Below are 26,325 nucleotides of genomic sequence, written 5' to 3' on the forward strand. Positions count from 1 at the left end.
AATGATTAAGTCAACTTTAAACAAAACATTAATTAGTGTGATTATCCCAGCTTACAATAGTGAAAAAACTATTAAAAAAACTATTGAATCTGTTTTAAATCAAACTTTTCATAATTTTGAATTAATTGTAATAAATGATGGTTCTCAAGATTCAACATTAGAAGTTATTAGAAAAATTCCAGACTCGCGAATACAAGTATTTTCCTATCCTAATGCTGGCGGAAATGTTAGTCGTAATCGAGGGTTAAACCATGCTGTTGGAAAATTTGTTAGTTTCTTAGATGCAGATGATGTTTGGACACCTGATAAACTTCAGCATCAATTAAAGGCTTTGCAAAAAAACGTTACTGCAAAAGTTGCTTATAGTTGGACTGATTATATTGATGAAAAGGGTGAATTTATACTTTCAGGGAAGCGAGTTACCGCTAATGGAAATGTTTATGAAAGTTTGTTACTAAATAATTTTTTAGAGAATGGCTCCAATCCTTTAATTTGTAGAAAAGCTTTAATTACATTAGGTGGCTTTGATGAATCTCTAGGTGCGGCTCAGGATTGGGATATGTGGCTGCGATTAGCTTATAAGTTTAATTTTATATGCGTCCCATCTGTACAAATCTTATATCGCATAACTCCTAATTCAGTTTCTTGCAATCTTGTTAGACAGGAAAAATCCTGTTTACAAGTGCTTGAGAGGGCCTATAAGGAAAGACCTTCTCTAAGAGACGCTAATGGAACGACACTAAAGGATAGTTGGAATCTTTGTCTGGCAAATTTATATAAATACCTGGTCTGCAAAGCTCTACAAAAGCCATTAAACAGAAAAAAAGGTATAGCAGCTGCTATATTTTTATGTAAGTATTTTATTTATGACCCTTCAAGACTTCAGAATATAAATTTCACCCTAAAACTGTCACTGAAAATTGTCATAATCCTTATTCTGCCGACCTTGCTAGACATTATTACTAACCAGCGTCAAGTTAGAAGGCAAGAAACTGAAACATTGCTCAACGACTGGGTAGTTGAAAAGCGCTCAGAAAACAAAAATGGATATCCAGGTGCATTTACCGTCTCTAGTTAATGCAAAGAAGCTTTTGAATAAGCACTCCTGTAGTGGTTTTACCCTGCTAGAGATGTTAGTAGTTGTTGTATTAATTGGTATATTAGCTACGCTGGGAATAGCTAATTGGCTAGCTTTTGTAGAGACTCGCCGTCTCAACACTGCTCAAAACGAAGTTCAGCTTGCTATTCATCAAGCCCGAAGGCAAGCCACTAAGGAAAAGTTGACTTGGCAAGCCAGTTTTCGCGAGCAAGACGGCATTATTCAATGGGCTGTTCATCCTGCTACAATAAACCCATCTACGGCTAACTGGAATAACATAGATTCCAATGTACGCTTAGACTCTGAGACAACCTTGCAACTGTCAAATAATATACGCAAAGTTCAATTTGACTACAGAGGGAATGCTAAAAGCCCTAACGATCTAGGACGAATCACACTATCGAGTAAGTCTGGTGGTAAAGTCAAGCGTTGTGTTATTGTTTCAACGATTTTAGGGGCAATGCGAACGGCAAAGGAGCATACTACAACCGATGACGACAAGTATTGCTATTAGAGTTGTCGGGAAATAAAAGATAAGTGAGGCAATGCTGGTCTTGTAATTGGGATTCTCTTAAGCAGCCATCAAGTAGAAGTTCCATAATCCTGCTGCGGTCAGCATCAAATGGTCATCAAAGTTTTCAATCCGATTACGATAAATGACACTGGCGGCGTTGTAGCGCTTCACACCAGCAAAGGCATTTTCGCAAACTACACGGGATTGACTCAATTGACGATTCTCCGTTTTTTGAAGGTCACTTAACTTGCCCCCTTTGGGCTTTTTGTGAGGAAGATGGAGATTGTCATACTGCTTCTGTAATCCCTGAAAGCCCGAGTCTACTTCAATCGGAATTTCATCAGGCACACTACCTGCAATGTCATCTTCGTCATGAAAACGTTTGTCATGCAGTTTGCCTTCTCGTGCTTTGCTTAAGATCAAGACCCGTTTGGTTTCATCAACTGCCGCCAAGTGTTTACGCGTATGACGTTTCTTTTTACCGGAGTAATTCTGTTGTTGTTGTTCTCTTTCTTGAGGTCGCGCAATTGGGCGTTCTGTCCCATCAATCATCACTCGTTGCACTCCTGGAAAGCGTGACAAAAATGCTTCAATGCTTTCGAGATGGCGTTCCGGCAGCGCCATCTTCTGTCCCAAAGCCGCTTCTAATATTGGCTGCAATCGATGCATCCACTCATGTGCCTGGGAGCGATGCATATCAAAGAGCAGTCCCGCCACATCGAAGGTCGGATAACATTTGAAATAGAAAAGGATGAAAAACAATTTGTCTTGGGCTGTAAGTAAGCGGGCTTTGCGTCCTCCACCCAGGCCACGTTGACGAGGCTTGGCCTGTTGAGTATCTAGGTACATCGTGGTAAACGTGGGCAAAAGGGCATCAAATGCTTTCCGGTTCAACCCAGTTAATGCCCTCAACAGTCGGTCTTGCTTCAGCGCACCTTCAATATTCAGCATCATTCTTCCCTACCACTGCTGTCTATTCTCTCTTATTTCCCGACAAGTCTATTAAAATATCTCTTAGTTTCTTAAAAAAGGTATTGTGTGCTGAATTTACCAGCAAACCCAAAACAGCACTTAATTATTTTTACTCGCTATCCAGAACCAGGTAAGACAAAAACCCGATTGATACCTGCTTTAGGAAATCTTGGTGCTGCCAATCTTCAACGGGAAATGACTGAATATACAATATTTCAGGTTCAAGAATTACAAAAAGCCATTGCCATATCTGTGGAAGTGCGATTTGCAGGTGGCGATTTGCAACTCATGCAAGACTGGCTGGGGTTAGATTTGGTTTACCAATCTCAAGGTGAAGGGGATCTAGGTTCGCGGATGGCACAATCGCTTTTCGATGCTTTTCAATCTGGTGCAGAAAAAGTAATTATCATCGGTACAGATTGTCCTGGAGTAAATAGCCAGATTTTAGCAACAGCTTTTGAAAAGTTACACACCTTTGACCTCGTACTTGGACCTGCGATCGACGGTGGATATTACTTAATTGGTTTGCGCCAAGCTATCCCGGAGTTATTCGTTAACATTGAGTGGGGAACTGCTCAAGTATTCCAGAAAACCGTAGACATTGCCCAGAAACTTTATTTATCACACGTGAATTTGTCGCCTTTAGCTGATGTTGACCGACCCGAGGATCTGCCAATTTGGGAGCAAGCCCTTGTGGGTGAGGTGAAAGGATGAGGGAGATATAGTGATTTTTATATGGATGCACAACCCACTAGGGGCGCACATCTGTCATTGGTGTCAACTTAAGCAAAAAGTAAGCAAAAGATGTAATCTAAGAACATTACTAATGATGTTCTTAGAGATACATCATGGCAAGAAAACGCCCAGCGCGAACAGGAAACCCAGACCTGCGGCAACAAAAACAAGTACCGATGCCGCCAATAGAGGAAATTGAACAAAAAATCTACTCATTACTATCTCCGCTCAACTTTAAACCCTTGAAATTGTACGAAACGGAAGAAAAGAAACCATTCCGAGACAGAATACTGACCTTATCGGTAATGATGGCGCTCGTTGTGAGTTTAGTATATCGTCAGATTCCTGGATTAAGAGAAGTACAAAGAGTCCTATGCGAAGAAGGATTATTGTGGGCAGGTCGGATTGAAGTGAGTGCCCAAGCAGTTTCAAAACGATTGAGAACACTACCAATAGAATTATTTGCACAAATTTTCGAGCAAGTAATGGAAAGAATGAATGTGCAGCCACAAAATCAGGCAGTACCAGAGAATTGGCAGCCAGTATGCGCCAAATTTACAGCCATCTGGATTGCTGACGGTTCAACCCTAGAAGCACTAAGACGCAAACTCAAAGTACTACAAGAACAAGAAAAAACACTTGCTGGCAAAATTATGATGGTGGTAGAAGCATTTAGCCATCACCCAGTCACAACCTGGTATACGCAAAACAGCAAAGCCAATGATAAAACTTGGTGCGAACAATTACTTGAACGCCTACCAATTGGTGGATTGCTGATTTTTGATTTAGGATTTTTTAAGTTTCCTTGGTTTGATGCGTTCACAGAAGCTGATAAGTTTTTTTTGACAAGACTGCGAGAAAAAACTTCTTACAAGGTGATACGTTGTTTGACCAATGCCTCATTCTACCGTAATGAAATTATATCTATGGGGGAATATCGCTCTAATCCTTGCCAGCACCAAGTACGTTTAGTTTCTGTTTTGTGGGGTTCAACTTGGTACTATTACCTGACAAATGTACTCGACCCACAAATGTTATCTGCTCATCTTGTCTGTGAATTAGGGAGCAGGCGCTGGCGCGTTGAAGATGCTTTTCTGCTCACAAAAAGACTTTTAGGTTTAGCTTATATTTGGGTTGGGGACAACAATGGCGTACAAATCCAGATTTTTGCCACTTGGATTTTTTATGCTGTTCTTAACCAATTATGTATCGATATAGCGATCGCCCTCAACCAACCTTTAGACCGAATTTCTACAGAAATGGTATTTCGTGCTTTATACCATTTTTCACAAGCTGTTCTCCGTGGTGATGCACATGAGGCTGTTCCTTATCTTGTGGAACGTCAAAAGCTGTTTGGATTAGTTAAAGCAAGGCGTAAGCGTCATCGAGAGATTGACGCTTACACCCAACAAATTTGGGCAAAATCTTCTTAAGTTGACACCAATGCACATCTGTGTGCCCCTACAAAATGCCTATGTTGCAAGCGATTGAGAACTGAAAACAAGGGAAATCGGGTAATTAATGAGTCTTTTCTAACGTTACGGATTATACTTAGATTTTAAAATACTAGGAATTTCCTGAAGACACTGTACATAACAAATGTTACTGTGGCCTAGTTGAAAACCAAGAGGCAGATAGCCTTTACCAATATTGAATCTGCTTTGTATTTCTACACAACAGTCACGGTCATAGGCACAATATTCAAGTAACTTGAAATATGAAAATCACTCGTATTCACCGCCAGTTTGAAAAACTATGGTTAACCGTTTTACTTCCGTGAGTACTGCCCTCACCGTTAAGGTAGTTGGAATAATCTGCATTTTGTCGTTTTTTGTGGACTTTTTGATTCTATTGTTACCCTTTCAACCGACTGATCGGGTATGGCAAATCAACTTGGCAACAGCGCTAGTCGATCGGGGGATTGTTCCTCTAGTAGGACTGGGACTGCTGTTTGCTGCCTATTGGATTGAAAACGCTGATGCAGGAAGCGATCGCCCCCAAGGGATCGATTTAAGATTTCCCGCTGTGATTCTCTCAAGTATTTTAGGGTTGATGTTCTTGCTGATTTTTCCCCTGCACCTCAATAACGTCAATCAAGCTAAGACTCAAACACTCAATCGAATCACCCAAGAAGCAGATCAGGCAGAAGCTCAACTCAACACTCGCTTATCGCAATTGCAAGCACAACTGAATACTGAGCAAGGAAAAGCTCAATTAGATCAACTGCGAACCCAAACCAAAGCTCAGTTTAGTGAAATCCTCAAAGACGATCAAAAATACAAGCAAGCGCTTGAAAGCTCTCAAATTCCCCCAAATATCAAAGAGTTACTGAAGAAGGCTAAAACAGATCCCCAAGCGCTTGACAAAGCTATCGAACAACAAACAGATATTCAGACACTGCGAACTCAACAACTGAGCCAAGTTCGCCAACGCAGAGAAGAAGCAGAACAACAAGCTAAAGACACTGCTTGGAAGTCTGGACTGCGGATTGGAATTAGCAGTTTGTTATTATCCATTGGTTACATTATCATCGGCTGGACAGGCTTAAAAGGTATGGGTGCTGTACAAGGTGGTAAACCTAAAGCTACCGCCCGTTAATCCACTATTGGCATGGCAGTAAGACTTATACAAAAATTATTCGGTTTATACTGCCATGCGCCTAATAGCTAATAAAAATAAAAAGGCAATTATCACTGAGTAAAATCGCTATAGAACTTGAGTAATGTTCTCAATTTACATACTGACATATAACGAAGAACTAGATATTGCTGCTTGTATCGAATCAGCGATGCTATCGGATGACATTATTGTTGTGGATTCATGCAGTAGCGATCGCACTGTGGAAATTGCCAGTAGCTATCCCATCCGCGTTGTCCAACACGCTTTTGAAAGCCACGGCCGCCAACGCACCTGGATGTTAGAGTCTATCCCCCCGAAGCACGAATGGGTTTATATTCTCGAAGCTGATGAGCGGATGACACCAGAACTGTTCGCGGAATGCGAAAAGGTAAGTCAGAATCTTGATTACATTGGTTACTACGTGGCTGAACGTGTCATGTTCATGAATCGTTGGATTCGCTACAGCACACAGTATCCCCGTTACCAAATGCGTCTCTTCCGCCACGGGAAGGTGTGGTTTACAGACTATGGTCATACTGAGCGGGAAGTTTGTGACGGTGCAACCAGCTTTTTAAAAGAAACATACCCCCACTACACTTGTAGCAAAGGTTTGAGCCGTTGGATTGATAAGCATAACCGTTATTCTACAGATGAAGCTCAAGAAACGCTGTATCAGCTAGAACAGGGAAAGGTCAACTGGCAAGATTTATTCTTTGGTAAATCGGAAGTCGAAAAACGCCGCGCCTTGAAAGATTTGTCTTTGCGTTTACCCGCCAGACCGTTGCTACGCTTTGTATATATGTATTTTATGTTAGGCGGATGTTTAGATGGACACGCTGGACTTGCCTGGTGTACATTGCAGGCATTCTACGAATACTTAATTTTGCTCAAAGTTTGGGAAATGAAGTATCTACCAAAACCTAATTTAGACGTAACAGCAATTCTGGCACAAGAGAGTCCACAACAGATACAGTGTGCAGATTCGGAAACTACACAGGCTGATGTGGTGTAAAGGGGACTGGAGATTAGAAGGATTCCCGATAAAATCAACAAGCAGCGATCACCTACCCGCCCGATCGCAAAATCAGAATTTTGATGAATAGGGTAGCACAGCTAGCTGTGCTACCCTACCGTGTTTTACATTTAAACAAAACCGCCATAATCAATTAATGTTTTTAACAGACCATTTTCATAAAAAGCGCTCCCGATCAAAAGTGGCTGACCCTATAAAATAACTCCTCGGTTTACCATGTGGTACTTTCACAATCATGAGCAGCTTTTGATTGAGCGCGATAGATTAGTAATACCTCATGACTTGCAACAATCATTTACAAGTCTTACAAGGAAAAGTAACATCCTCTGAGAATAACCAGCCGCCATCGGATTGGTTTATATCTATGTCTATGCTTGTAGGAAAATAGCTGATTTACAGCAACAAGTACGTATTCTTGCTGTAGTAGCCAAGCTGCTAGCATTTTGGATAGTTACTTGCGGCAGAAGTTGCTTCAAGTAAAGCCTTTGCTATTTGACGAATTTGCTGGTATGGATACCAATAACAAAAGTTCCTCTAGCTTAAAACAGGAGAATCGGGGCTTGGTAATCGATCGCCTAAAACAGGACTTAAAAAACGACCTGATTGCTGGTTTGTTGGTAGTAATTCCCCTCGCAACCACTATCTGGCTGACAATTACCATTGCTAATTGGGTAATCAATTTCCTCACGCAAATTCCCAAACAACTGAATCCTTTTGATGGGTTAAATCCAATTGTAGTAAATTTACTGAATTTATTAGTAGGATTAGCTGTGCCACTACTATGTATCTTATTGATGGGCCTGATGGCTCGCAATATTGCAGGGCGGTGGTTATTAGATTTTGGTGAGCGATTATTACAAGCAATTCCCTTAGCTGGGCAGGTATACAAAACCCTCAAACAGCTTTTAGAAACAATACTAAAAGATTCTAATGGCAAATTTCGCCGGGTAATTTTGGTAGAGTATCCCCGCCGAGGAATTTGGGCGATCGCCTTTGTCACTGGTGCAATCAGCAGTGATATCCAAGCCCAGATGTCCCGCCCCGTCCTAAGTGTTTTTATCCCCACCACCCCAAATCCAACTACCGGATGGTACGCAGTAGTTCCTGAAGACGAGGTGGTGAACCTCTCCATGTCCATTGAAGACGCTTTTAAGATAGTTGTATCAGGTGGCATTGTCGCCCCTAACACGCCCTTGGTTTTCCCCAAAGAGTCTAATCTGGAAGTAAAACACGACGAAGCCAATCGGCAGGTTATTTCCGTTGAAGAAACTTAAAATCAATCCGGCAAAGTCACAAGCAAATGCGTAATGTTGTTGTTTGACTGTGCCAAAATTGATAGACTTGTAAGTTTGTCCCGCCTAGTTAATCAGTTCTCGCACAATCACCCCTGACTTTTATGCAACCTCGTAAACCCCAGCAAATTGCTCGTGAATTGGCGCTTTTAAGCCTTAGCCAATTGCCAGTCAACCCAAAAAAATTAGATACACTACTAGACGATCAGCTAGTATCCAAATTGGTGCTAGGAGCAGTACGCACCCTGACCTCAGAAGTGCAAGATACCCTCAATAATGCCGCAGGTGAACTGCAACGCAGTAACGATCGCCTTTTAAGTAGCCAAACTCGTGCTTCCGACCTCAATTCTGCCAGAACAATGCTTCAAGAAGCGATCGCCTGCACCCAGACAGCAATCAATCAATTGGGTACGGCAGTTGATTTCCCCGAATTGATTCAACTAGCTAATCAGGACAAGGGAGTCCGTAATTACGCTAAAGAGCTTGTGATTACCGTCAACGAAAATCGACACATTATAGATGAACTCCTTTCTACTGCCTTAGTGGATTGGCAAGTAACTCGTCTGGCCCAACTTGACCGCGATATCCTGCAAATCGCTGTGGCAGAAATGAAATTCTTAGGAGTTCCAGATAGTATCGCCATCAACGAAGCTGTGGAGCTAGCCAAGCGCTACAGTGGAGACGACGGTCATCGATTTATTAATGGTGTTTTGCGCCGAGTCACTGAGCAGAAAAAAACAGCATAGTAACAGTGCCTAATTCATATACTGCTATGGAGAAAAGTCTGTAGCCGCTTCTGCGGCTTCCTCCGAGCGAAACTTTTACCTTGGCGCTAGCTCTCCTTTGGAAGAAAGGGAGACGCTGCGCGAACCGAAGGAAACTAATTCTCTTCCAACTAGGCATGAAAGGTGAGGATAACCGGGAAGTTTTCACCTCAAGAAAAAGTGCAAAGTTAAATTAAACTCATAACTTATAACTTATAACTCATATAACTAATACTGCTGCAATGGTTTTTAATTGGTTCCGCCGTCAATATAACGATTCCTCTGAGACTCCCTCTGATAAAAAACAGGAAGAAACTACTCCTGCACAAGAACCCCAACCAGAGCCAGCCGAAACCTCAACTGCTGAAACTGCACCAGACACAACGGCAGACTTGTTGGCGTTTGCTAAAGCTGCTTACAAAAATATTCAGCAAAAACAACAAACAGAGGTAGTAGAAACCCCACCTGATTCAGAAAATGCCTCAGCAGAACCTGAAACTGTAGAAACGGCAATTGCGGAAATCACTGAATCAGAACTAATTGATGAACCTGTTAGTACAACCCTAGAAACAGCACAGCCAGAAATTATCCAAACTGCTACTGAGGAAGAAAATACAGAAGATTCCTCAGTAATTGCAATTGCTGAAGAGCCAGATGTCGAAAGCTCAGAAATAACCACAAACGAAATTGAACAAACCCGCACGCCAGAAGCAACGCAGCCAACAGCACCAGCTAATTTATCCTTCTTAGAACGGGCGGCGGCAGAACGGCAAGCAAAACTAGATCAACTAATAGCCACTGCCATTGAAGTTCCAGAACCGGAGGTAGTACAGCCAGTAGCTGCAACCTCAGAGATCGGAGAGGAAATTCCCGGACTGGTATTTGATGATGGGTTTGTCTGGTCAGCGAAAGTTTTAGCAGCTCAAGGTAGAAATCCAGAAGACGTTTCTATTGAAGAAATAACATGGCTGAAAAAGCTCCGGCAAGGGTTAGACAAAACTCGCCGGAGTATTCTCAACCAACTGAAGGCGATCGTTGGTCAAGGGCCGCTTAACCAAGCTGCTGTGACGGAAATTGAAGCATTACTGCTGCAAGCTGATGTGGGTGTAGAGGCGACAGACTTTATTATTAATGCTCTACAAACAAAACTTCGAGAAGAAGTTACTGCACCAGAAGAAGCGATCGCTTATCTGAAAAAAATTCTCCGGGATATGCTGGATGCACCAAGCATTGCATCCCACAAAACTAGCTTTACCCCAGAAAAAGAAACTTTGAACATTTGGTTAATCACCGGGGTAAATGGTGCTGGGAAAACTACTACCATCGGCAAAATTGCCCACCTGGGGCAAAAATCTGGCTATAAATGCTTGATTGGGGCAGCAGACACCTTCCGCGCCGCCGCTGTGGAACAGGTGAAAGTTTGGGGTAGTAGAAGTGGTGTAGAAGTAATTGCCAATCCTGGAAAAAATACAGATCCGGCAGCAGTTGTATTTGATGCGATCGCAGCTGCCCAATCACGGCAAACAGAATTACTTCTGGTAGACACTGCTGGGCGACTACAAAACAAGAAAAACTTAATGGACGAACTCGGTAAAATCCGGCGAATTATCGACAAAAAAGCTCCAAATGCCAAAGTAGAATCGCTATTGGTTCTAGATGCAACTTTAGGTCAAAATGGACTACGACAAGCTGAAGTTTTCTCCCAAGCTGCCCAACTGAGTGGCGTTGTCTTAACCAAACTAGATGGCACTGCTAAAGGCGGCGTTGCCCTTGCCGTTGTGCAACAGCTAGGTTTACCGATTCGCTTTATTGGTGCTGGTGAAGGAATTGAAGACCTACGTCCCTTTTCGAGCTATGAGTTTGTCGAAGCTCTCTTGAGTAGCTAATTGAAAAATTGGGAGTTAAAAATTTTTCTTGACAAACTGATAAATTTAGGGATAACTGAATCTGGTATTATCACTTGAACTAACTAGAAACAGTTAAAATCCTAAAATCATAAATTTGTCACAATAACTGGGTGACTTTTGCTAAAATTTCAAGCTAATGACCTTTTTCACCCCTTTAAGGGCTTTTTAAGTGGAGTAGCAAGACATTTAGTTACTACACACAAAAGCCCGTAAACTTACATTTTGTAGAAACTTAAAGGGTAGACAAGATACTCACCCCCACAAATCTAACTATTGTGGTGTGGGATGGACAGCAGTCTGAGGGGTAAGAAGTACATTAAAGAGCCAACGCGGGTGAGTCAAGCACTGCGGTATTTTCCCTCCGTAGTTAACTCATATTGGCTATGGCAACTTGTACTGCTGTCGGAGAAGCAAGCTATGCGTAGCATGAAGCGACTGCATTAGCAAGTCGAGAGAACTGCACGCTGCCCCTAACTTACTTAAAAGTGGAATTACGAGCGTCAGCTATTTGCTCAATACTTGCCAAAAGGACAGCTTCCGACCATCAGAAATTCGGAAAATCGTCCACTGTGGACTCAAAAAGCGAATTAGTGTAAGTAAGCTGTTTCAACACTCCCAGGTGTATTTTCAGCCCCTACTTGCGAAAGAATCTACAAATATTTTTGTAGTAAATCGAGAGATTTGAATTCTGATGATTAAACGACAACATTGTTTCAGGCTTTTGACTTAAAGTTATTGGAGGAGATTTTTTCTAGATTTAGTGTCATCCTTGGCGATTATCACGGTAATTATGGTATACAGATTAAGTATTTAAAGACTTAATTTACATATTCTCAGCTTTGGGAATGAATGTAAGTCTGTTTTTACAAAACTAAGCTCAATTTGAGCCCTTATAGAGGTTTTCAGTCAAAAGACTTCTAATTTCCTAGTTGCCTATACCCAAACAATTACTCTGAAAGGGTTATAAATTATTCTTTGAATAAAGTATTTTTCTGACTTTAGAGATATGCTTTGGGAATTAAGTTATGAAAAAAGGAAAAGCTTTCTGAACTATCACCAAAACTATAGCGTTTCTCGTTTTGATGCAATACACTTTGACCTTTCTCCTAAAAGGCTAAGGTGTACATACATCTCTCTACAAGGCTCGGTATTAGGTCTATATTCAATATAATTTAGAACCGCTATAGTAATTTTTACGGGTTGGATTTTGACTAAAAATACATGATTTTAAATGACTAAGATTCCATCAAAAATACAATAAGCAAATAAAATACTGATAAAAGTTGCCTGTTACGTCTTTATACTCTTGCTAAACTGACAAGTCTTGTCTAAATATGGTTTAGCAATGCGAAAGCCAAAAAGCTTACAAGTAATCTAAAATCTGCCAATATAAAGTGCAATAGAACCTGTGCCTGTGTCTCAACTGCCCTCTCAACCCACTGACAACAATAGTAGTGCCGCGACGGATGTCACCCCAGTCGTGGCACTCAAAGAACTCGTGGCAAGGTTGCACCGGGAACAGAACAAAATTCAAGATTTGCTCAGTTCTTTAGGATTTGCCCTGAGAAGTTTCAATAATTTGAATCAGTTTTTGGAACTGATTCCGCTAATGGCAACAAGAGTGACAGATGCAGACGGCAGCGCCCTGTTTCTCTACAAACCTAATGGTCAAGTCAGGTTAGAACAGTTACATTGGCAAGATAGTGGACAGCGCAAGAATATCCGCAAAGCGCTAGAAATAGCCAGCAGTCAAATCACGCTTTTGCCCAATGCTGCCCCTCTAGCGAATGCGACGGGGATTTTGGATGACCAGATGCATCGCTATTTGGGGCCAGATGTGCAAATCTTTGGTACGGCAATTCTGGTAAAGCATACAGAAAGGGGATGGCTTTATGTATTGAGCCGCGATCCAGAATATAGTTGGACAGAAACTAGGCAAAAGTTAGTTAGGTTAGTGGCAGACCAAACAGCAGTAGCGATCGAAAACGATGAACTAGCTGTAGAACTAAGAAAAAAAGAACGCTTAGACCAAGAACTAGAAATTGGTGCAGAAATTCAACGGCGACTTCTACCACGTCAATGTCCCACAATACCTGGTGCAGTCCTAGCTGCCCGTTGTAAGCCTGCAAATCGTGTCGGCGGTGACTACTACGACTTTATTGCTACCAATCAGAATAAAATTCGGTCTAAGACTAAAGGCGACACCGAGACTGGTCGCTGGGGTTTGGTTATTGGGGATGTCATGGGCAAAGGTGTCCCTGCTGGGCTGATTATGACGATGATGCGAGGAATGCTAAGAGGAGAAGTGCTACATGGGAATTCCCCAGCAAAAATTCTGCAAAACTTAAATAGAGTTATGTATGCGGATTTGGAAAATTCTCACCGTTTTGTAACACTATTTTATTCAGAATATAATCCTCACAGTCGAATTCTGTCTTATAGCAATGCGGCACACAATCCTCCCTTATGGTGGCACGCAGCCACGAAAACTGTCAGCCGTTTAGATACTCTAGGAATGCTAATCGGTTTGGATGCTAACAGCCAATATGAAGATGCTCAGGTACAGTTAGAGCCTGGGGATACCATTATTTACTATACAGATGGCTTGACCGATGCGGCGGCGGCTGGTGGCGATCGCTTCGATGAAGATAACTTTGTCGCTGGATTCAATACGGCTTGCAAGTACTGTAACGGACCAGAGGAAATTGTGGATTATTTATTTGACCAAGTTCAGCAATTCATTGGTGATGATAAGCAAAACACTGATGATATGACACTAGTTGTTCTGCAAATTTTATAGTCATTAACCATTTTTCCTGGTCAAATCATGAATAAATACCTAATTTTATGGCAACTGGTTATGGCAACTGGATATTTACCACGCCAAATTTAATTTTTAATTTATTTTTATTTAAATTTCCGTAGCGATCGCTCAAATAATCGCAAATTAACCTTTTTTCAGGACTTGCTTGTATTTAGTCATTAGGATAATACATAAAAAATGATCCTTAGAATACATTTCTGTTTAAGCAAAAACTATATATTTTACACATCTAGCACAGTAGGAAACGTCAAGGGGGAGAACAGGTAAAAAGTAAAATGTACAAGGCAAAAAGTAAATTTACTTCTTCATTTTTGCTTTTTTGTTATCCTTGTTACGCAAGCATTTAGCCTGTTCCCTCTTGGCGTTTTAATTTTTCTTTTCTCCGCCGTAGCAAGTTCACAACAGTTACGACGGAGTTTTGCTTTCTTTGTTTCTTAAATTTTAAACTTGGCAGTTTTCAACTTACTTAGTCTTTAAGTTAACAACCTTCATTTAATCATTTGTCAAGACATTCCTGAAAAGATTTTAGTTGAAAAATTCAGAATTAAAATAGCTATTCTTGCGCTCCAGCTTTTTGCAGACTCCGCACTACATTTTTATAACCATTAAATTCTGCAATCATCAAAGCAGTATAACCACCACGGTTTTTTAAATTCACATCTGCCCCAGCTTGGAGTAATAACTGCACAATTTCGCCATAACCTGCTGAGGCAGCCCACATCAATGATGTTGCTCTCGCTGAGTCTTGAAAATTCACATCTGCCCCCTTTGCCAGCAGCAAATGTATGATCTCTGTGTGCTTGCGTTCGGTTGCTTTAATTAAAGCAGTTTTGCCATCATTTCCTAGAGTGTTGGCATCAGCACCATAGTCTAATAACACTTTCACTGTTTGGGTGTGTCCTTGTGATACAGCCAACGTCAAAGGTACTTCACCAAGATTTTTCTCATTAATATCTCCCCCAGAACACAGTAGGGCCTCGACAATTTTGCTATGTCCCTGCAATGCTGCTACAAGCAGTGGCGTATCACCCAGACGGTTCCTAATTTGGACATCTCCACCCCTGTTAAGTAATACTTGCACGATATCAATGTAGCCTTCCACAACGGCAAGATGTAGGGCAGTTTCACCATCTTGGTCTTGGAGATTAATTTCAGCACCTCGATCCAGTAAAGCTGCTGCGATCGCACTATGTCCCCCTGCTGCTGCTGCCAATAATGCAGTTCCACCATCAGCGTTTTTTACATTCACATTAGCCCCCGCCGCTAGCAGTGCTTCCACAACCTCCAGATGCCCCAAGTCTGCGGCTAATGTTAAAAGTGTCTCACCCTCTTGATCTGGGATATTGACATCAACACCAGTTTGGAGAATTGTTTGTAAAATTTCTATGTTTCCCTGCTTAATGGCAAGTTTCAAGGCAGTATCATCATCTTTATCGGCAATATTCACCTCCGCACCAGCAGCCAATAAGACTCGCACTACATTGATGTGACCTTTGAGGACTGCGGCCATTAAAGCTGTGCTGCCATCTTCATTAGTGGCATTGACATCAGCACCTTTGGATACTAAAAGTTTCAAAATGTCAAGTTGTTTGGCACTAGCTGCTAACATCAAAGCCGTCAAACCATAGAGTTTTCTGGGCAAGTTGATATTTGCCCCGGCATCTAGGAGCGATCGCACAATTTCGGTGTAGCCTAAATTGGCAGCAAACATTAACGCCGTAGTACCTTGGCGATCGCACGCATCTACCCTCGCGCCAACAGCCAGTAGCGCACACAGCCCCTTAATATCACCACTTTTAGCAGCTTTTAGCAGCAAAGTATCGTTGTTTTCAGTCATGAATGAGATCCCACACAGGGGGTTTTGTTCGTCTACCCTCAAAACTCAGTCTGAGATTGTTTATGCACTTTGGCAAGAGGGTTATGCAATTAAAAATTGAAAATTAAAAATTAAAAATTAAGAAACGCAGTCTTGGCAAGCATTCTAAGGTAAGGGATGCTTAACTCTTGTCTTCTCTCCTCATCCCTTAGACTCTTTTAATTTGTGCAGCTTGAAGCACAGAGAATAGAGTTATGCTAATTTTTATGAAGATTTAATAATTAGGCGAGAACACTATGAGTTTGGAACTTTCTGCGTCGGTGAAATATTGGCTGAATTTCTTCCATCCGGTGCTGATGTGGGCGCTATTAGTACTCTCAATTTATGCTGCCTACTTGGGGCTGCAATTACAGCGTACCAGAAATGCTCAGGGGGAAGAAAAGAAAGAACTGATTAAAGGTAGATACAACGTTAGACACTACCAAATCGGGTCTATACTCTTAGGTTTGATGGTAGCAAGTGCAATTGGAGGGATGGGTGTCACTTACATCAATAATGGCAAGTTATTTGTCGGCCCTCACCTGCTGGCAGGACTGGGTATGACGGGTCTGATTGCATTTTCTGCTGCTTTGTCCCCTTATATGCAGAAAGGGGCAAACTGGGCACGCGCAACCCATATTTTGCTAAATTTCACGCTTTTGGGACTTTTTGCTTGGCAGGCTGTTACTGGCGTGCAAATTGTCCAAAGAATTCTTACTAAAGCTTAGTCATTTGTCCTTTGTCCTTTGTCATTAGTGTATGAGAAATGACAAAGGACTGTTGACTCAGCGCTTTTGTTTGGAATTCCCAGAAAAGGGTATTTCCAAAGATTTCTGAAAATCTTGCTGAACTTTACGAGTTAAGCGGCGGGAAACTTGGCGGACAATTTGGTTAAGTAAGCGATCGCCTGTAGATTGAATTATAGACTTGGGTAATCGCTGGATAAACCGAGGAAAGTGCAAATCAACTATTAAATCCAATTCCCATTCGACTCTCGTAACCTCGCCGCTACTGCAAGCATCGTTTTCTATTAGCTGTAGAGATGCCCGATAATCTACGTCATAACCAGGCGATTGGTAATCAGGAATGGGGATTGTACGGATGCGGTAAATACCCTCCTCTGGGGGCAACAATTCCAAACCAATTTTCGGTTCTACTTCATAACCGAAAGCACCAAAACGACCAATTACTAGAGCATAGCCATTTTCCCCAAGTAATTGCACTTTCATGGGTTCAGCACAACGAGAAAACCATAAGGCGTGAGCGTTAAGATACTCAGCAACCTTTTCTGCTGGGGCAGGCATTTCCATAAAATCTTGATAACGACCGTAAAATTTTGTGATCGTCGCTACATTTGTGTCTGTTAATATGTTCTTGGCTTCTTCTTGGTTGGACGCTACAGGTAAAACTGCTTCTGTTATTTCCCAGGATTTATATTCGCCTTGTCTTGAAAGCATAAATGCATTACTGTATATTTTGGCGTTCTGTCTATATTAATAATTCCCCACGTGCCTGGGTCGTTTCGCATCAATATCCCATTTTGACCAAAACCTCATTAATCTGCCATCAACTCCATAGAATTACTAAAATTAAAGAACTAAACAAGCACACAATAGTTTCCCAGGATAGCATTTCTCATGAAAGCATTTGTAGCAGGGGCAACGGGTGAAACAGGTCGTCGGATTGTGCAAGAGTTGATAGCGCGGAATATTCCCGTCCGGGCTTTGGTGCGGGATATAGAGAAAGCTAAGGGCATTCTGTCTCCTGAAGCCGAGTTGGTTGTAGGCGACGTATTACAACCAGAAAGTATTACTGCTGCGTTGGGAGATAGCACAGTTTTGTTAGTTGCGACTGGTGCAAAACCTAGTTTTGACCCCACTGGCCCCTATAAAGTAGATTTTGAAGGGACTAAAAATTTAGTAGACGCTGCCAAAGCAAAGGGAATTGAGCATTTTGTCTTAGTTTCTTCTTTGTGTACTTCGCAGTTCTTCCATCCACTGAATTTGTTTTGGCTGATTTTGGTGTGGAAAAAGCAAGCTGAAGAGTATATCCAGAAAAGCGGTCTTACTTATACGATTGTGCGACCTGGTGGGTTGAAGAATGAAGATAACCTTGACGCGATCGTGATGCAGAGCGCTGATACATTGTTTGACGGTAGCATCCCCAGGCAAAAAGTTGCCCAAGTTGCTGTTGAGGCGCTGTTTGAAGCGGATGCACGCAATAAAATTGTCGAAATTGTAGCCAAGCCTGAAGCAGCTTCCAAAAGTTTTGGAGAATTATTTGCTAACGTTGCCTAATTAAGCAGTTTAATTCCTGTAGAAGTCTTGCTTAGATACAACAAGCATTTTGGGCACAGTATTACTGTGCCTTTACAAAAATACTGTATTGGATGGAAGTGAACTTAGTCAGAATGAGTTCGTCGATGATTTTTGTTAGCAAAGAGAGCGAATTTGAAGGAGTCGGACTCTGAAAGGCTTTGAATTCAAAGGTGTTGAAAAACTTATTGGACCAATAGCCGCGATTCTCGGCTTTGTGTATTTGTTGCAATGGTATATTGGAGACTTGCGATCGCCTTCCGATCCCATCTTTGCAGATAAACAGCCACCTTTGGTGATGAAACAGGGCGATCCCTATATCCGTGCTTTAATGCGAACCATATCCGCGAGTGAAGCCAGTGGAAACCGTCCTTATTCGCTGTTATACGGTGGACAGCAAGTTAACGACCTTAGCCGACATCCTGAGATATGCGTCACAATTATCACAGGACCAAATACAGGTAATTGTTCTACGGCTGCTGGCAGATATCAAATTATCAACATTACTTGGTATCGTTTAGCCCCTCGTTATCACCCAAGACCGATGCAGATGATGTTTTGGACTGGTTATAGTTTTGAAGCAGAATATCAAGATATAGTCGTTTACCGTTGGTTAACTGATTCTAAAGTTTGGGGAACCGATCTTTCTCAATTGCTGCGTCAGGGAAAGTTAAATGATGTTTTGCGGCGGCTCTCCCCCACCTGGACAAGTCTAGGATATGGTATAGAAACTAATTCTGTTAGTAGCTCTTTGCCTAAAGTTTATCAGAAAATGTTGCAAGAGGAATTAACCGCAGCTAATCAACCAATAGCCCCAAATTTAACACCATCGCCAACTCCTTCCAGAAAACCAGTAAAGAAGCCGTGAGGTTATCTTAATTTCTAATTTGCTGTAGACAGAAAATCTTTGATATTTTCTACAAATGCTAATGTATTTTCAAAGTGAATATTATGTCCAGCATTTTTAATTATTTTTAGCTGTGCAAATTCACATATTTGAGCTATTTCTGTATTAATAGATATAAATTTTTTATCATATTCACCAGTTAGTAAGAGTATATGAATTTTATTCTCTTGTAGCTTCTCCCACAAAGAAGGTTGGCATCCAGTCCCCATAAAGCGCAATGATTTATCTAATTCCTGCGGGTTGTTCTGCAAGCGATTTTCTATCATGCGATCGTATTGTGGATGATTTTTTATATAACCAAAAATTGGTTGATTGTACCAATTTGACAAAAAAGCAGCAAAATCAATTTGAAGAATACTTCTGCTTAATTTTCTAGCTATTTGAGCATCACGCCTAATTCGTTCTAATCGTTCTACTTCTGTTGCTAAACCTGGACAGGCTGATTCTAATACAACTTTAATAAAACGTTGTGGAAAATGTAAAGTTAAGTATAAAGCTAATCTTCCGCCCATCGAGTAGCCAATTAAGTGGCATTTATCTATTCTTAATTCATCCAATAAATTGATTATTGCTTGAGCAATGGATTCCATTTGGTAGTATTCATCACCTCCTAAAACTTCAGTTTTACCATGTCCTGGTAAGTCCAGAGTGAGATAACAAAAATCTTCAGATAGCAATTTTATGGCTTCATTAAACTCATGAATGTTTCCTATAAAGCCGTGTAAAAAAATAATTAGAGGTTTGTTAGTATTTCCATTTAAAAAATAGTTAAATTTATATTTTTTTAAAATCATTTTTGGAAGATATGTAATGGCAATGTCAAAATATCCCTAGCCTAATATACTTTGAAGGGTATAATTTACCCCCTTGCAACTTCTTTGGAGCTACCTAGACTATCAGCTATGACTGTAAAACACTTATGCTAATTTTGGCGTAAAAAACCCTTTACCTGAGTAAATACAGCAAATATTGCATCTCTACAAAATGTTTTGTCGTGCCAGTGAATTTTTGATTTTTCAAGATTTTTAAGGTAAAAATCGATCTAAAGCAGCTTTTAATTCTTTAATTTCAACGTCAATATTACCCTCGTGTGCAGCTCTAGCAATACATTCAGTTAAATGTTCATCCAAAACAATTCGCGCTACCTTATCCAATGCGCCTCGCACTGCGGCAATTTGCAATAGAACATCAGGACAAGGGCTATTTTGCTGCACCATTGTCTTAATACCACGAACATGTCCTTCTATCCGCGATAATCGATTGGCAATTCGCCGTAAAGACTCTTCGCTATGGACGTGAGGATGAGCAGGCTCTCCAGTCCCATGAGTATGATCTGTATGCTCATGTTCTGTATCATGATGCTGGGAATGTTCTGCTTGTTGGGATATTGGCAAGGATTCCTTACCTAATCGGTTTGATCCATTCATGGGTTATCAAAGGACTTGTAATATTAAGATCCTAGCCTAGAGGGTAATGTTAATCGCTAATGAGTTTACACCTATGGGTGTTGATGGCAAATTCAATTCGTGCATATAGGCACACAAACTTAGGTCAAGCTTTTCCGTAGGGTAGCCTAGCTGTGTGAGCTAAGGGACTTCCAAATACAAAAAGATCCCATTACTTTAGGGGCAGGGGGCAGGAAAGTCGTAGTGAAGCTCAGAAATTGGATAATTGATTTTTTGGAGTTCCTTAATAAAAAACAAGGGGTAAAATCCCCTTATTTTTAACTCGTTTAGGTGGGTAAAGCCTCGTGTACTTGAGGTTTATAACTGTCTATTTAATTATTAACGATTGGCTTTTTCTTGGGGAATAATTTCTGTTACTACCCTACCGCTAGAACTGCCACCTTTGACAACAATATTTTCTGTTTGCAGATTACCAACGGCTGTTTCACCTGTAAAATTTAACGGTGGGTCAACTTGCCGATAAACCACATTTCCCTGAGCTTCAACTAACTTATTGTCTAAATACCAAGTTAATGTACTAGATTGCAAAGACTGGCGACGCTGACCAATGGCGTTGACATTACCTGTTAAATAAACCGTTTTTTGCGGGATTTTCATTTCACCTTGATTTGCAGTCACGGTAAGATTTTCGACACGCTGGAACATTCGCACAGGCGAATTTGTAGTAACAGTTTCTGCATTCATATTCCAGGTCATAGAGTTACTAGCTATTTGCACTGGTGGGTCTAGTAAATCTAATTGAGCATTCTGTTGAATAGTGGCAATTTTTGTTTTTAAGTTGACTTCGGCATAATTTCCCTTACCGCGATCGCTAATCTTATTATCTTTGTAGCGATCAATTTGTATGGGGCGATCGCCAATCAGTTTTTCTTCTTTAATATTCCAGACTAAATGCTCGGTTCTTACTTGTAATTGGGGATCGGCGGAATTTGCTACTACTTTTCCAGAAAATTCCATGCGCTGTTCGCGGGTTTTAACTCGCACTTCTTGCGCTACAGCTTGTAGTTGTTTGTGAGTACCGTTAATTTTGTTGCGGACAATCAACAAATCTTCTTTGGGCCGCCATTCTAATTCATTACCTTGCAATACAATTCCATTACTAGGGTCTGTGGCAAATATCTTACCTTTAAGAAATAACTGCTTCCCATCTTGTTCAATATCTGCGACATCTGCCTTGATTTGGTAAACTATTTTACCATCTTGATATAGTTCACCATAAGGACTTTCAGCTTGACCAATTTGTTTTTCTTTGGTGTATTTTGCTTGTTTAGCCCTGACTTTCCAAATTGGTCTTCCCACTTCATCTGCCTGTTCTAGGGTGACATCAAAGAAGGTTAAATTGCTATCTTGCTTAGATGAAGCCGCAGAATTTTCTTGAGAAGCTGGAGGGGATTTACCCCCACAACTTACTAAACCAAATATCAAGAAAAAAATCAAAGGTAAAAAAAGGAAGGAGGGAGTGGGGGAATAATTTTGAATCTTTCTCTCCCCCTGTCTCCCTCTTTTATGAAATTGATACGCCATTATTCTTGGATTTCTAGGTGTCCATCACTAGTTCTTGGGTCTTCCAAAAAGCCGATACCAGATAACGGTCGGTATGGATAGCTTTGGCGAGGGGTTTTTTGAATGTCTTCTTTGATGGCTTCTAAATCGATGTAGCGATCGCTTACATTAATTAAGCTGTCACTGGTCATCGAACGCAAACTTACTACTTCTACCCGCACGCCGCGATAGCTAACTGAATTGACCGCATAAGCCAAATCCCCATCACCGCTGACTAAAACTGCGGTATCATAAGAATCTACTAGCGCCATCATGTCTACTGCTATTTCTACATCCAGGTTAGCTTTTTTAGAGCCATCTGGTAGCTGGACTAAATCTTTAGCAATGACTCGATAGCCATTGCGACGCATCCACAGCAGGAACCCCTGTTGCTTCTCGTTCGTCCGGTCTACACCAGTGTAGAAAAAAGACCGTAGAAGTCTAGAACCTCCAGTCAATCGACACAATAGCTTCGTGTAATCGATCTCAATCCCTAGTTGCAGTGCAGCGTAAAATAGATTTGAGCCGTCAATAAATATGGCGACCCTACCCCGATTCTCCAAAACTTGTTCTGGCGTAAATATTGAATCGGTTTCAAAATTATTCAACATCATTGTGATACCTCGATTTTTATCCCTGTTATTTTTGATACAAATTACGAACTTTTAGATGCTAGTCACAGCGGCTTATGATAATGTTCCGGGGTTAATATAAATAAATTAAGCCCCGATAAATTTTTTGAGAGAATAAGAAATTGAACAAAATCAGAGTTTGATAAGGACTAATCGTTTTTCGGGGGTTCTATTCGCTTAAAAACTGGTTGGAATGTACCCAACTGTTGTTTACTAGATAGTATCCCCCATGTCGCATGGGTGGCAAAAGGAGCGGTAACTGAACTTTGTATTTGATCGTTAAAGTCTATTCCAAAGCCCAGTTGCTGATAAATATCGCTACTGATGTTTGGAATAATTGGGGAAAGCAGATAAGCTGCCAGTCTAACTGATTCTAGAACTGCGTAGAGAACTTTTTCCACGGACTCTTGCTGTCCCTGTTTATATAATGACCAAGGAGCTTGTTCATCAATAAACTTATTACTGGCTTGTGCCAGTGAAAGGATAGCGCCGCAGGCTTGACTGAAGGCTAGTTCCTTATATGCTTCTTTCACCTGTTCCCCTAGACGTAAACCTATTGTTTTCAAAGGATTTTCGTCAGAAATTCCTTCATTGCCGATTGATGGAACATTATTGTCAACGCAGTATTTCTTCACCATGCTCAAGGTGCGATTGAGCAAATTACCTAAATCATTTGCCAAATCTGCATTCAGAACATTAATGAACCTTACTTCATTAAAATCTCCATCTTTGCCAAATTCGATTTCCTTAAGGAAGTAATAACGAACGGCATCACTACCATAGCGTTGAACTAACGAAACAGGATCAAGGGTATTACCCAGACTTTTACCCATCTTTTGACCATCTTTAGTCAAAAAGCCATGCCCAAATACTCTTTCTGGCAAGGGTAAGCCAGCTGACAACAACATTGCCGGCCAATAAACTGCATGGAAGCGCAAAATATCTTTACCTATTAAGTGCAGGTTGATTGGCCACCATGTTTCTAAAGCATTTGCTAAAGTTGGTTCTGCATCTGGTTCGAGTAATGCCGTGACATAACCTAGCAGCGCGTCAAACCAAACATAAAGGGTATGTTTGGGATCAACTGGTACGGGAAAACCCCAATCTAGATTTACCCGTGAAATAGAAAAGTCTTGCAGTCCTTGATTGACAAAGCTGAGGACTTCATTACGCCGACTTTCTGGTTGAATAAAATTGGGTTTAGATTGATAAAACTCTGTCAGCTTATTTTGATATTTAGATAAGCGGAAAAAATAGTTTTGCTCGTCTCGCCATTCAACTTCTTTGTTAGTATGAATCGGACAACGATGTCCTTCTAGCAGATCCCGTTCTTCTTTGAATTCTTCACAAGATACGCAATACCACCCTTGTTGTTGTCCTTGGTAGATATCACCAGATTCCCAGACTCGCTCAAAGAATTCTTTGACGATCGCTTCATGACGAGGTGCAGTTGTCCGACTAAAGCGATCGTATTTAATGTCTAGTAACTGCCACAAACTAATAAAACTGGGGACAACTTCATCGCAAAACTCTTGTGGCGCTTTGCCTAAACTTTCTGCCGATCGCTGAATTTTTTGTCCGTGTTCATCTGTACCTGTAATTAGTAATACCTGATGCCCTAGCAGCCTGTGAAATCGCGCTACTACATCTGCTGCGATCGTCGTATAAGCACTGCCTATATGGGGGACATCGTTTACATAATATAGTGGTGTTGTCAGTGCAAATGTTTTTTCTGTTTTATTCACTAGATTCATACAAAATAAAAATTAACTTATTAAAACCTTTTACTTCTTACTTTTGTGGGCAAAACCACGCAATTATACAATAATATTTCCATTTTTTCCAATAACACCTTAATAGTAGCAAATTTATCAGGTCAAAAATTGTTTTGTAATATGTATCTATTCAAATCATTATTGCCTATATGAGAAAAAGTAACTAATCATAATTTTTTTGAATACTTTCTATTAGAAATTATTGTGATCGAGAATACATAATGCAGAATGCAGAAAACTTAGCTGGTTTTATAGATCAGATATTTCTATCTTAAGACGGTCATGGCAGTAGTAAAGAAATGTAAAAATTAAGTTAAGATAAACCGCCATATTTACCGGAATATATTGATGATTAGGTATGAGTCGAAATAGCCCCCTAGAGATTTCTCGCACTTTGGTGGCGGCACTCTCAACACAAATGTTTCGCTATTATGAGGATCGCATTCCCCAGGATGCTAGCGTTTTGGTAGTCAGCAATCACCGCAGCTTCATGGATGCGCTGATATTAATGGCGGCGTTATCAAGTCCGATTCGCTTTGCTTGCCATCACTATATGGGACAAGTGCCAGTAATGCGGGAGATTGTCACCGGTCAATTGGGGTGTTTTCCTTTGGAGGAAACTCAAAACCGCCAACAAAGCTTTTTTTCGCAGTCGCAGTTGCTATTGCAGTCTAAGCAGATGGTGGGAGTATTTCCAGAAGGGACTGCACCAATGGTGAAATCTACTCAGCCAAACCAGGTGGGTGAGTTTCAACGAGGATTTGCCCATTTAGCATTGCGAGCTGATGTGCAAGATTTAGCAATTTTGCCGATCGCGATCGCTTCCTTAGAAGAGGTAAACACGAATGGTTTTCCCTTAAGGCTTTTGAGTGTATTTGACCCTTCAGAACCTTTATTTAATCAAGCTGGTTGGCATCCTTTGGTAATTTATCGCCGGGTTGCGGTGTTAATCGGTCGCCCTTATTGGATAACACCCCAACATCAAAAAAAATATCACGGGAAACAAGCCAGAACTGTTGTGGCTGAACTGACAGAACACTGTCATGGTGAAATTAGCCATTTACTTCGTCAAGGTTGCTATTAGAGCTATTCGATTTTGGACTTCAACTTTGCTCAGTCGAACAATTTTGGATTGTCGGAACAATTAACAGTTCAAAAGTTTTATACCATTGACTAATGACCATTGACCAATGACCAATGACTATCTCTGAAGTTGAGTTAAAGCCTTGTTTCCTGACTCCTAAACGAGTACAGCCAGAGTATCCGCTATTGGTATATTTACCGGGAATGGATGGAACAGGTCAATTATTGCGATCGCAGACTGCTGGATTAGAAACTGGCTTTGATGTACGTTCTTTGGCACTCCCCCGGAAAGACCTTAACACTTGGGATGTGCTAACAAAAAGTGTATTGGACTTAATCGACGCTGAATTAGAAAAAAGCTCTCACAGGTCAGTTTACTTGTGTGGTGAGTCCTTTGGTGGTTGCTTGGCAATGAAAGTAGCGATCCAAGCACCCCATTTATTTAAGCGAACTATCTTAATTAACCCAGCTTCGTCCTTTCGTCTTCGCCCTTGGTTGAGTTGGGCATCTCAACTTACTTACCTAGTGCCATCAGAATTGTATGATGTTGGCGCACTGGGATTGTTGCCGTTTTTGGCATCTTTGCCTCGCATTTCTCGGAGTGATCGCCATGAACTGCTGAAAACCATGCGTTCTGTACCAGCAGAAACCGTTCTGTGGCGATTGTCTTTACTGCGAGAGTTTGAAGTTGATGAGGAAAAACTAAGTCGCTTAACTCAACCAGTTTTGTTGATTGCCGGTGGTAGCGATCGCCTTTTGCCTTCTGTAACAGAAGTGAAGCGGATAGGGAATATCTTACCAAATAACAAGATTGTGGTGCTGCCCGAGTGCGGACACGCTTGCTTGCTAGAGCAAGATATTAATCTCTATGAAATTCTTAAAGATAACGACTTTTTAGAAAATAATGCTGATATCAGTACAGGGCTAGAGGTGAGAGGATAGGATGAGCGCCCTGATCTCAAAAAGAAGTTAAAATAAACAAACTGCTTTT

Annotated in this window: 23 protein-coding genes; 15 read left to right on the forward strand and 8 right to left on the reverse strand. The window is 41.0% G+C overall.

Annotated elements, in window-relative coordinates; translation table 11 throughout:
- Nucleotide 1 precedes the first annotated feature (1 nt).
- Both NPUN_RS00375 and NPUN_RS00380 read left to right on the forward strand, forming a co-directional pair.
- Entirely contained in the window at nucleotides 2-1,078 is a 1,077-nt protein-coding gene (locus NPUN_RS00375) for a glycosyltransferase (RefSeq protein WP_012406902.1), read from the forward strand.
- On the forward strand, nucleotides 1,044-1,613 hold the full coding sequence (locus NPUN_RS00380; protein ID WP_012406903.1) for a pilus assembly FimT family protein: 570 nt from the start codon (nucleotides 1,044-1,046) through the stop codon (nucleotides 1,611-1,613). The genes NPUN_RS00375 and NPUN_RS00380 overlap by 35 nt, the downstream gene beginning before the upstream one ends.
- A 57-nt stretch (nucleotides 1,614-1,670) precedes the next feature.
- On the opposite strand, the gene NPUN_RS00385 is transcribed toward NPUN_RS00380, so the two are convergent.
- Nucleotides 1,671-2,567, reverse strand: coding sequence for a transposase (locus NPUN_RS00385; RefSeq protein ID WP_234710955.1), 897 nt, complete (start codon nucleotides 2,565-2,567; stop codon nucleotides 1,671-1,673).
- 84 nt (nucleotides 2,568-2,651) lie between these two features.
- Here NPUN_RS00385 and NPUN_RS00390 point away from each other — a divergent pair, with 84 nt between their 5' ends.
- From NPUN_RS00390 to NPUN_RS00425, 8 genes are all read left to right on the forward strand, one after another.
- Complete coding sequence (locus NPUN_RS00390; protein WP_012406905.1) at nucleotides 2,652-3,299, forward strand: TIGR04282 family arsenosugar biosynthesis glycosyltransferase; 648 nt, start codon at nucleotides 2,652-2,654, stop codon at nucleotides 3,297-3,299.
- 134 nt (nucleotides 3,300-3,433) lie between these two features.
- Nucleotides 3,434-4,753 carry an IS4-like element ISNpu8 family transposase gene (locus tag NPUN_RS00395; protein ID WP_012406906.1) on the forward strand — a complete coding sequence of 440 codons (1,320 nt, stop codon included), beginning with the start codon at nucleotides 3,434-3,436 and terminating at the stop codon, nucleotides 4,751-4,753.
- Nucleotides 4,754-5,075: 322 nt separating this feature from the next.
- Entirely contained in the window at nucleotides 5,076-5,918 is an 843-nt protein-coding gene (gene hpsJ-B / locus NPUN_RS00400) for a hormogonium polysaccharide biosynthesis protein HpsJ (protein ID WP_012406907.1), read from the forward strand.
- 124 nt (nucleotides 5,919-6,042) lie between these two features.
- Nucleotides 6,043-6,951 (forward strand): glycosyltransferase family 2 protein, encoded by a 909-nt coding sequence (locus NPUN_RS00405; RefSeq protein WP_012406908.1) that lies wholly within the window; start codon nucleotides 6,043-6,045, stop codon nucleotides 6,949-6,951.
- A 530-nt stretch (nucleotides 6,952-7,481) separates the two neighbouring features.
- The gene (locus tag NPUN_RS00410; protein WP_012406909.1) at nucleotides 7,482-8,246 is read left to right on the forward strand and encodes a DUF502 domain-containing protein; all 765 of its coding nucleotides are present in this window, start codon (nucleotides 7,482-7,484) and stop codon (nucleotides 8,244-8,246) included.
- A gap of 122 nt (nucleotides 8,247-8,368) precedes the next feature.
- Complete coding sequence (gene nusB / locus NPUN_RS00415; protein ID WP_012406910.1) at nucleotides 8,369-9,010, forward strand: transcription antitermination factor NusB; 642 nt, start codon at nucleotides 8,369-8,371, stop codon at nucleotides 9,008-9,010.
- 260 nt (nucleotides 9,011-9,270) lie between these two features.
- Nucleotides 9,271-10,914, forward strand: coding sequence for a signal recognition particle-docking protein FtsY (gene ftsY, locus NPUN_RS00420; protein ID WP_012406911.1), 1,644 nt, complete (start codon nucleotides 9,271-9,273; stop codon nucleotides 10,912-10,914).
- Between the two features lie 1,429 nt (nucleotides 10,915-12,343).
- Nucleotides 12,344-13,735, forward strand: coding sequence for a PP2C family protein-serine/threonine phosphatase (locus NPUN_RS00425; protein ID WP_012406912.1), 1,392 nt, complete (start codon nucleotides 12,344-12,346; stop codon nucleotides 13,733-13,735).
- Between the two features lie 577 nt (nucleotides 13,736-14,312).
- Here the strand turns inward: NPUN_RS00425 and NPUN_RS00430 are convergent.
- The gene (locus tag NPUN_RS00430; protein ID WP_012406913.1) at nucleotides 14,313-15,596 is read right to left on the reverse strand and encodes an ankyrin repeat domain-containing protein; all 1,284 of its coding nucleotides are present in this window, start codon (nucleotides 15,594-15,596) and stop codon (nucleotides 14,313-14,315) included.
- 275 nt (nucleotides 15,597-15,871) lie between these two features.
- On the opposite strand from NPUN_RS00430, the gene NPUN_RS00435 reads away from it, so the two are divergent.
- Nucleotides 15,872-16,342 carry a DUF4079 domain-containing protein gene (locus NPUN_RS00435; protein ID WP_012406914.1) on the forward strand — a complete coding sequence of 157 codons (471 nt, stop codon included), beginning with the start codon at nucleotides 15,872-15,874 and terminating at the stop codon, nucleotides 16,340-16,342.
- A gap of 57 nt (nucleotides 16,343-16,399) precedes the next feature.
- Here the strand turns inward: NPUN_RS00435 and NPUN_RS00440 are convergent, their stop codons facing one another.
- Nucleotides 16,400-17,071 (reverse strand): DUF1997 domain-containing protein, encoded by a 672-nt coding sequence (locus NPUN_RS00440; RefSeq protein ID WP_012406915.1) that lies wholly within the window; start codon nucleotides 17,069-17,071, stop codon nucleotides 16,400-16,402.
- 180 nt (nucleotides 17,072-17,251) lie between these two features.
- Here NPUN_RS00440 and NPUN_RS00445 point away from each other — a divergent pair, with 180 nt between their 5' ends.
- Both NPUN_RS00445 and NPUN_RS00450 read left to right on the forward strand, forming a co-directional pair.
- Nucleotides 17,252-17,911 carry an NAD(P)H-binding protein gene (locus NPUN_RS00445; RefSeq protein ID WP_012406916.1) on the forward strand — a complete coding sequence of 220 codons (660 nt, stop codon included), beginning with the start codon at nucleotides 17,252-17,254 and terminating at the stop codon, nucleotides 17,909-17,911.
- A gap of 235 nt (nucleotides 17,912-18,146) precedes the next feature.
- Complete coding sequence (locus NPUN_RS00450) at nucleotides 18,147-18,797, forward strand: glycoside hydrolase family 24 protein (RefSeq protein WP_012406917.1); 651 nt, start codon at nucleotides 18,147-18,149, stop codon at nucleotides 18,795-18,797.
- Between the two features lie 14 nt (nucleotides 18,798-18,811).
- Here the strand turns inward: NPUN_RS00450 and menH are convergent, their stop codons facing one another.
- The 5 genes from menH to metG form a co-directional block, all read right to left on the reverse strand.
- On the reverse strand, nucleotides 18,812-19,630 hold the full coding sequence (gene menH / locus NPUN_RS00455; RefSeq protein WP_012406918.1) for a 2-succinyl-6-hydroxy-2,4-cyclohexadiene-1-carboxylate synthase: 819 nt from the start codon (nucleotides 19,628-19,630) through the stop codon (nucleotides 18,812-18,814).
- Nucleotides 19,631-19,861: 231 nt separating this feature from the next.
- Nucleotides 19,862-20,263, reverse strand: a complete 402-nt coding sequence (locus NPUN_RS00460) for a metal-sensing transcriptional repressor (protein WP_012406919.1) — start codon at nucleotides 20,261-20,263, stop codon at nucleotides 19,862-19,864.
- Nucleotides 20,264-20,620: 357 nt separating this feature from the next.
- Nucleotides 20,621-21,826: an LPS export ABC transporter periplasmic protein LptC gene (lptC, locus tag NPUN_RS00465; protein WP_012406920.1), complete on the reverse strand. Its 1,206-nt coding sequence runs from the start codon at nucleotides 21,824-21,826 to the stop codon at nucleotides 20,621-20,623.
- Entirely contained in the window at nucleotides 21,826-22,455 is a 630-nt protein-coding gene (locus NPUN_RS00470) for a LabA-like NYN domain-containing protein (protein ID WP_041565095.1), read from the reverse strand. Before NPUN_RS00470 ends, lptC begins: the two co-directional genes overlap by 1 nt.
- 170 nt (nucleotides 22,456-22,625) lie before the next feature.
- Nucleotides 22,626-24,230 carry a methionine--tRNA ligase gene (metG, locus tag NPUN_RS00475; protein WP_012406922.1) on the reverse strand — a complete coding sequence of 535 codons (1,605 nt, stop codon included), beginning with the start codon at nucleotides 24,228-24,230 and terminating at the stop codon, nucleotides 22,626-22,628.
- Between the two features lie 379 nt (nucleotides 24,231-24,609).
- Here metG and NPUN_RS00480 point away from each other — a divergent pair, with 379 nt between their 5' ends.
- Together NPUN_RS00480 and NPUN_RS00485 are read left to right on the forward strand one after the other, a co-directional pair.
- Nucleotides 24,610-25,335 (forward strand): lysophospholipid acyltransferase family protein, encoded by a 726-nt coding sequence (locus NPUN_RS00480; protein ID WP_012406923.1) that lies wholly within the window; start codon nucleotides 24,610-24,612, stop codon nucleotides 25,333-25,335.
- 113 nt (nucleotides 25,336-25,448) lie between these two features.
- On the forward strand, nucleotides 25,449-26,276 hold the full coding sequence (locus tag NPUN_RS00485; protein WP_012406924.1) for an alpha/beta fold hydrolase: 828 nt from the start codon (nucleotides 25,449-25,451) through the stop codon (nucleotides 26,274-26,276).
- Nucleotides 26,277-26,325: the final 49 nt, after the last annotated feature.

It is taken from the genome of Nostoc punctiforme PCC 73102, from assembly GCF_000020025.1.
In the GTDB taxonomy this organism is placed as follows: Bacteria; Cyanobacteriota; Cyanobacteriia; order Cyanobacteriales; family Nostocaceae; genus Nostoc; species Nostoc punctiforme.

Excerpts from the sequence above, each read along its gene's own strand:
- NPUN_RS00375 (WP_012406902.1), top strand. The coding sequence starts at position 2 with ATGATTAAGTCAACTTTAAACAAAACATTAATTAGTGTGATTATCCCA.
- NPUN_RS00380 (WP_012406903.1), top strand. The coding sequence starts at position 1,044 with ATGGATATCCAGGTGCATTTACCGTCTCTAGTTAATGCAAAGAAGCTT.
- NPUN_RS00385 (WP_234710955.1), bottom strand. The coding sequence starts at position 2,567 with ATGATGCTGAATATTGAAGGTGCGCTGAAGCAAGACCGACTGTTGAGG.
- NPUN_RS00395 (WP_012406906.1), top strand. The coding sequence starts at position 3,434 with ATGGCAAGAAAACGCCCAGCGCGAACAGGAAACCCAGACCTGCGGCAA.
- hpsJ-B (WP_012406907.1), top strand. The coding sequence starts at position 5,076 with ATGGTTAACCGTTTTACTTCCGTGAGTACTGCCCTCACCGTTAAGGTA.
- NPUN_RS00405 (WP_012406908.1), top strand. The coding sequence starts at position 6,043 with ATGTTCTCAATTTACATACTGACATATAACGAAGAACTAGATATTGCT.
- NPUN_RS00410 (WP_012406909.1), top strand. The coding sequence starts at position 7,482 with ATGGATACCAATAACAAAAGTTCCTCTAGCTTAAAACAGGAGAATCGG.
- nusB (WP_012406910.1), top strand. The coding sequence starts at position 8,369 with ATGCAACCTCGTAAACCCCAGCAAATTGCTCGTGAATTGGCGCTTTTA.
- ftsY (WP_012406911.1), top strand. The coding sequence starts at position 9,271 with ATGGTTTTTAATTGGTTCCGCCGTCAATATAACGATTCCTCTGAGACT.
- NPUN_RS00430 (WP_012406913.1), bottom strand. The coding sequence starts at position 15,596 with ATGACTGAAAACAACGATACTTTGCTGCTAAAAGCTGCTAAAAGTGGT.
- NPUN_RS00435 (WP_012406914.1), top strand. The coding sequence starts at position 15,872 with ATGAGTTTGGAACTTTCTGCGTCGGTGAAATATTGGCTGAATTTCTTC.
- NPUN_RS00440 (WP_012406915.1), bottom strand. The coding sequence starts at position 17,071 with ATGCTTTCAAGACAAGGCGAATATAAATCCTGGGAAATAACAGAAGCA.
- NPUN_RS00445 (WP_012406916.1), top strand. The coding sequence starts at position 17,252 with ATGAAAGCATTTGTAGCAGGGGCAACGGGTGAAACAGGTCGTCGGATT.
- menH (WP_012406918.1), bottom strand. The coding sequence starts at position 19,630 with ATGATTTTAAAAAAATATAAATTTAACTATTTTTTAAATGGAAATACT.
- NPUN_RS00460 (WP_012406919.1), bottom strand. The coding sequence starts at position 20,263 with ATGAATGGATCAAACCGATTAGGTAAGGAATCCTTGCCAATATCCCAA.
- lptC (WP_012406920.1), bottom strand. The coding sequence starts at position 21,826 with ATGGCGTATCAATTTCATAAAAGAGGGAGACAGGGGGAGAGAAAGATT.
- NPUN_RS00470 (WP_041565095.1), bottom strand. The coding sequence starts at position 22,455 with ATGTTGAATAATTTTGAAACCGATTCAATATTTACGCCAGAACAAGTT.
- metG (WP_012406922.1), bottom strand. The coding sequence starts at position 24,230 with ATGAATCTAGTGAATAAAACAGAAAAAACATTTGCACTGACAACACCA.
- NPUN_RS00480 (WP_012406923.1), top strand. The coding sequence starts at position 24,610 with ATGAGTCGAAATAGCCCCCTAGAGATTTCTCGCACTTTGGTGGCGGCA.
- NPUN_RS00485 (WP_012406924.1), top strand. The coding sequence starts at position 25,449 with ATGACTATCTCTGAAGTTGAGTTAAAGCCTTGTTTCCTGACTCCTAAA.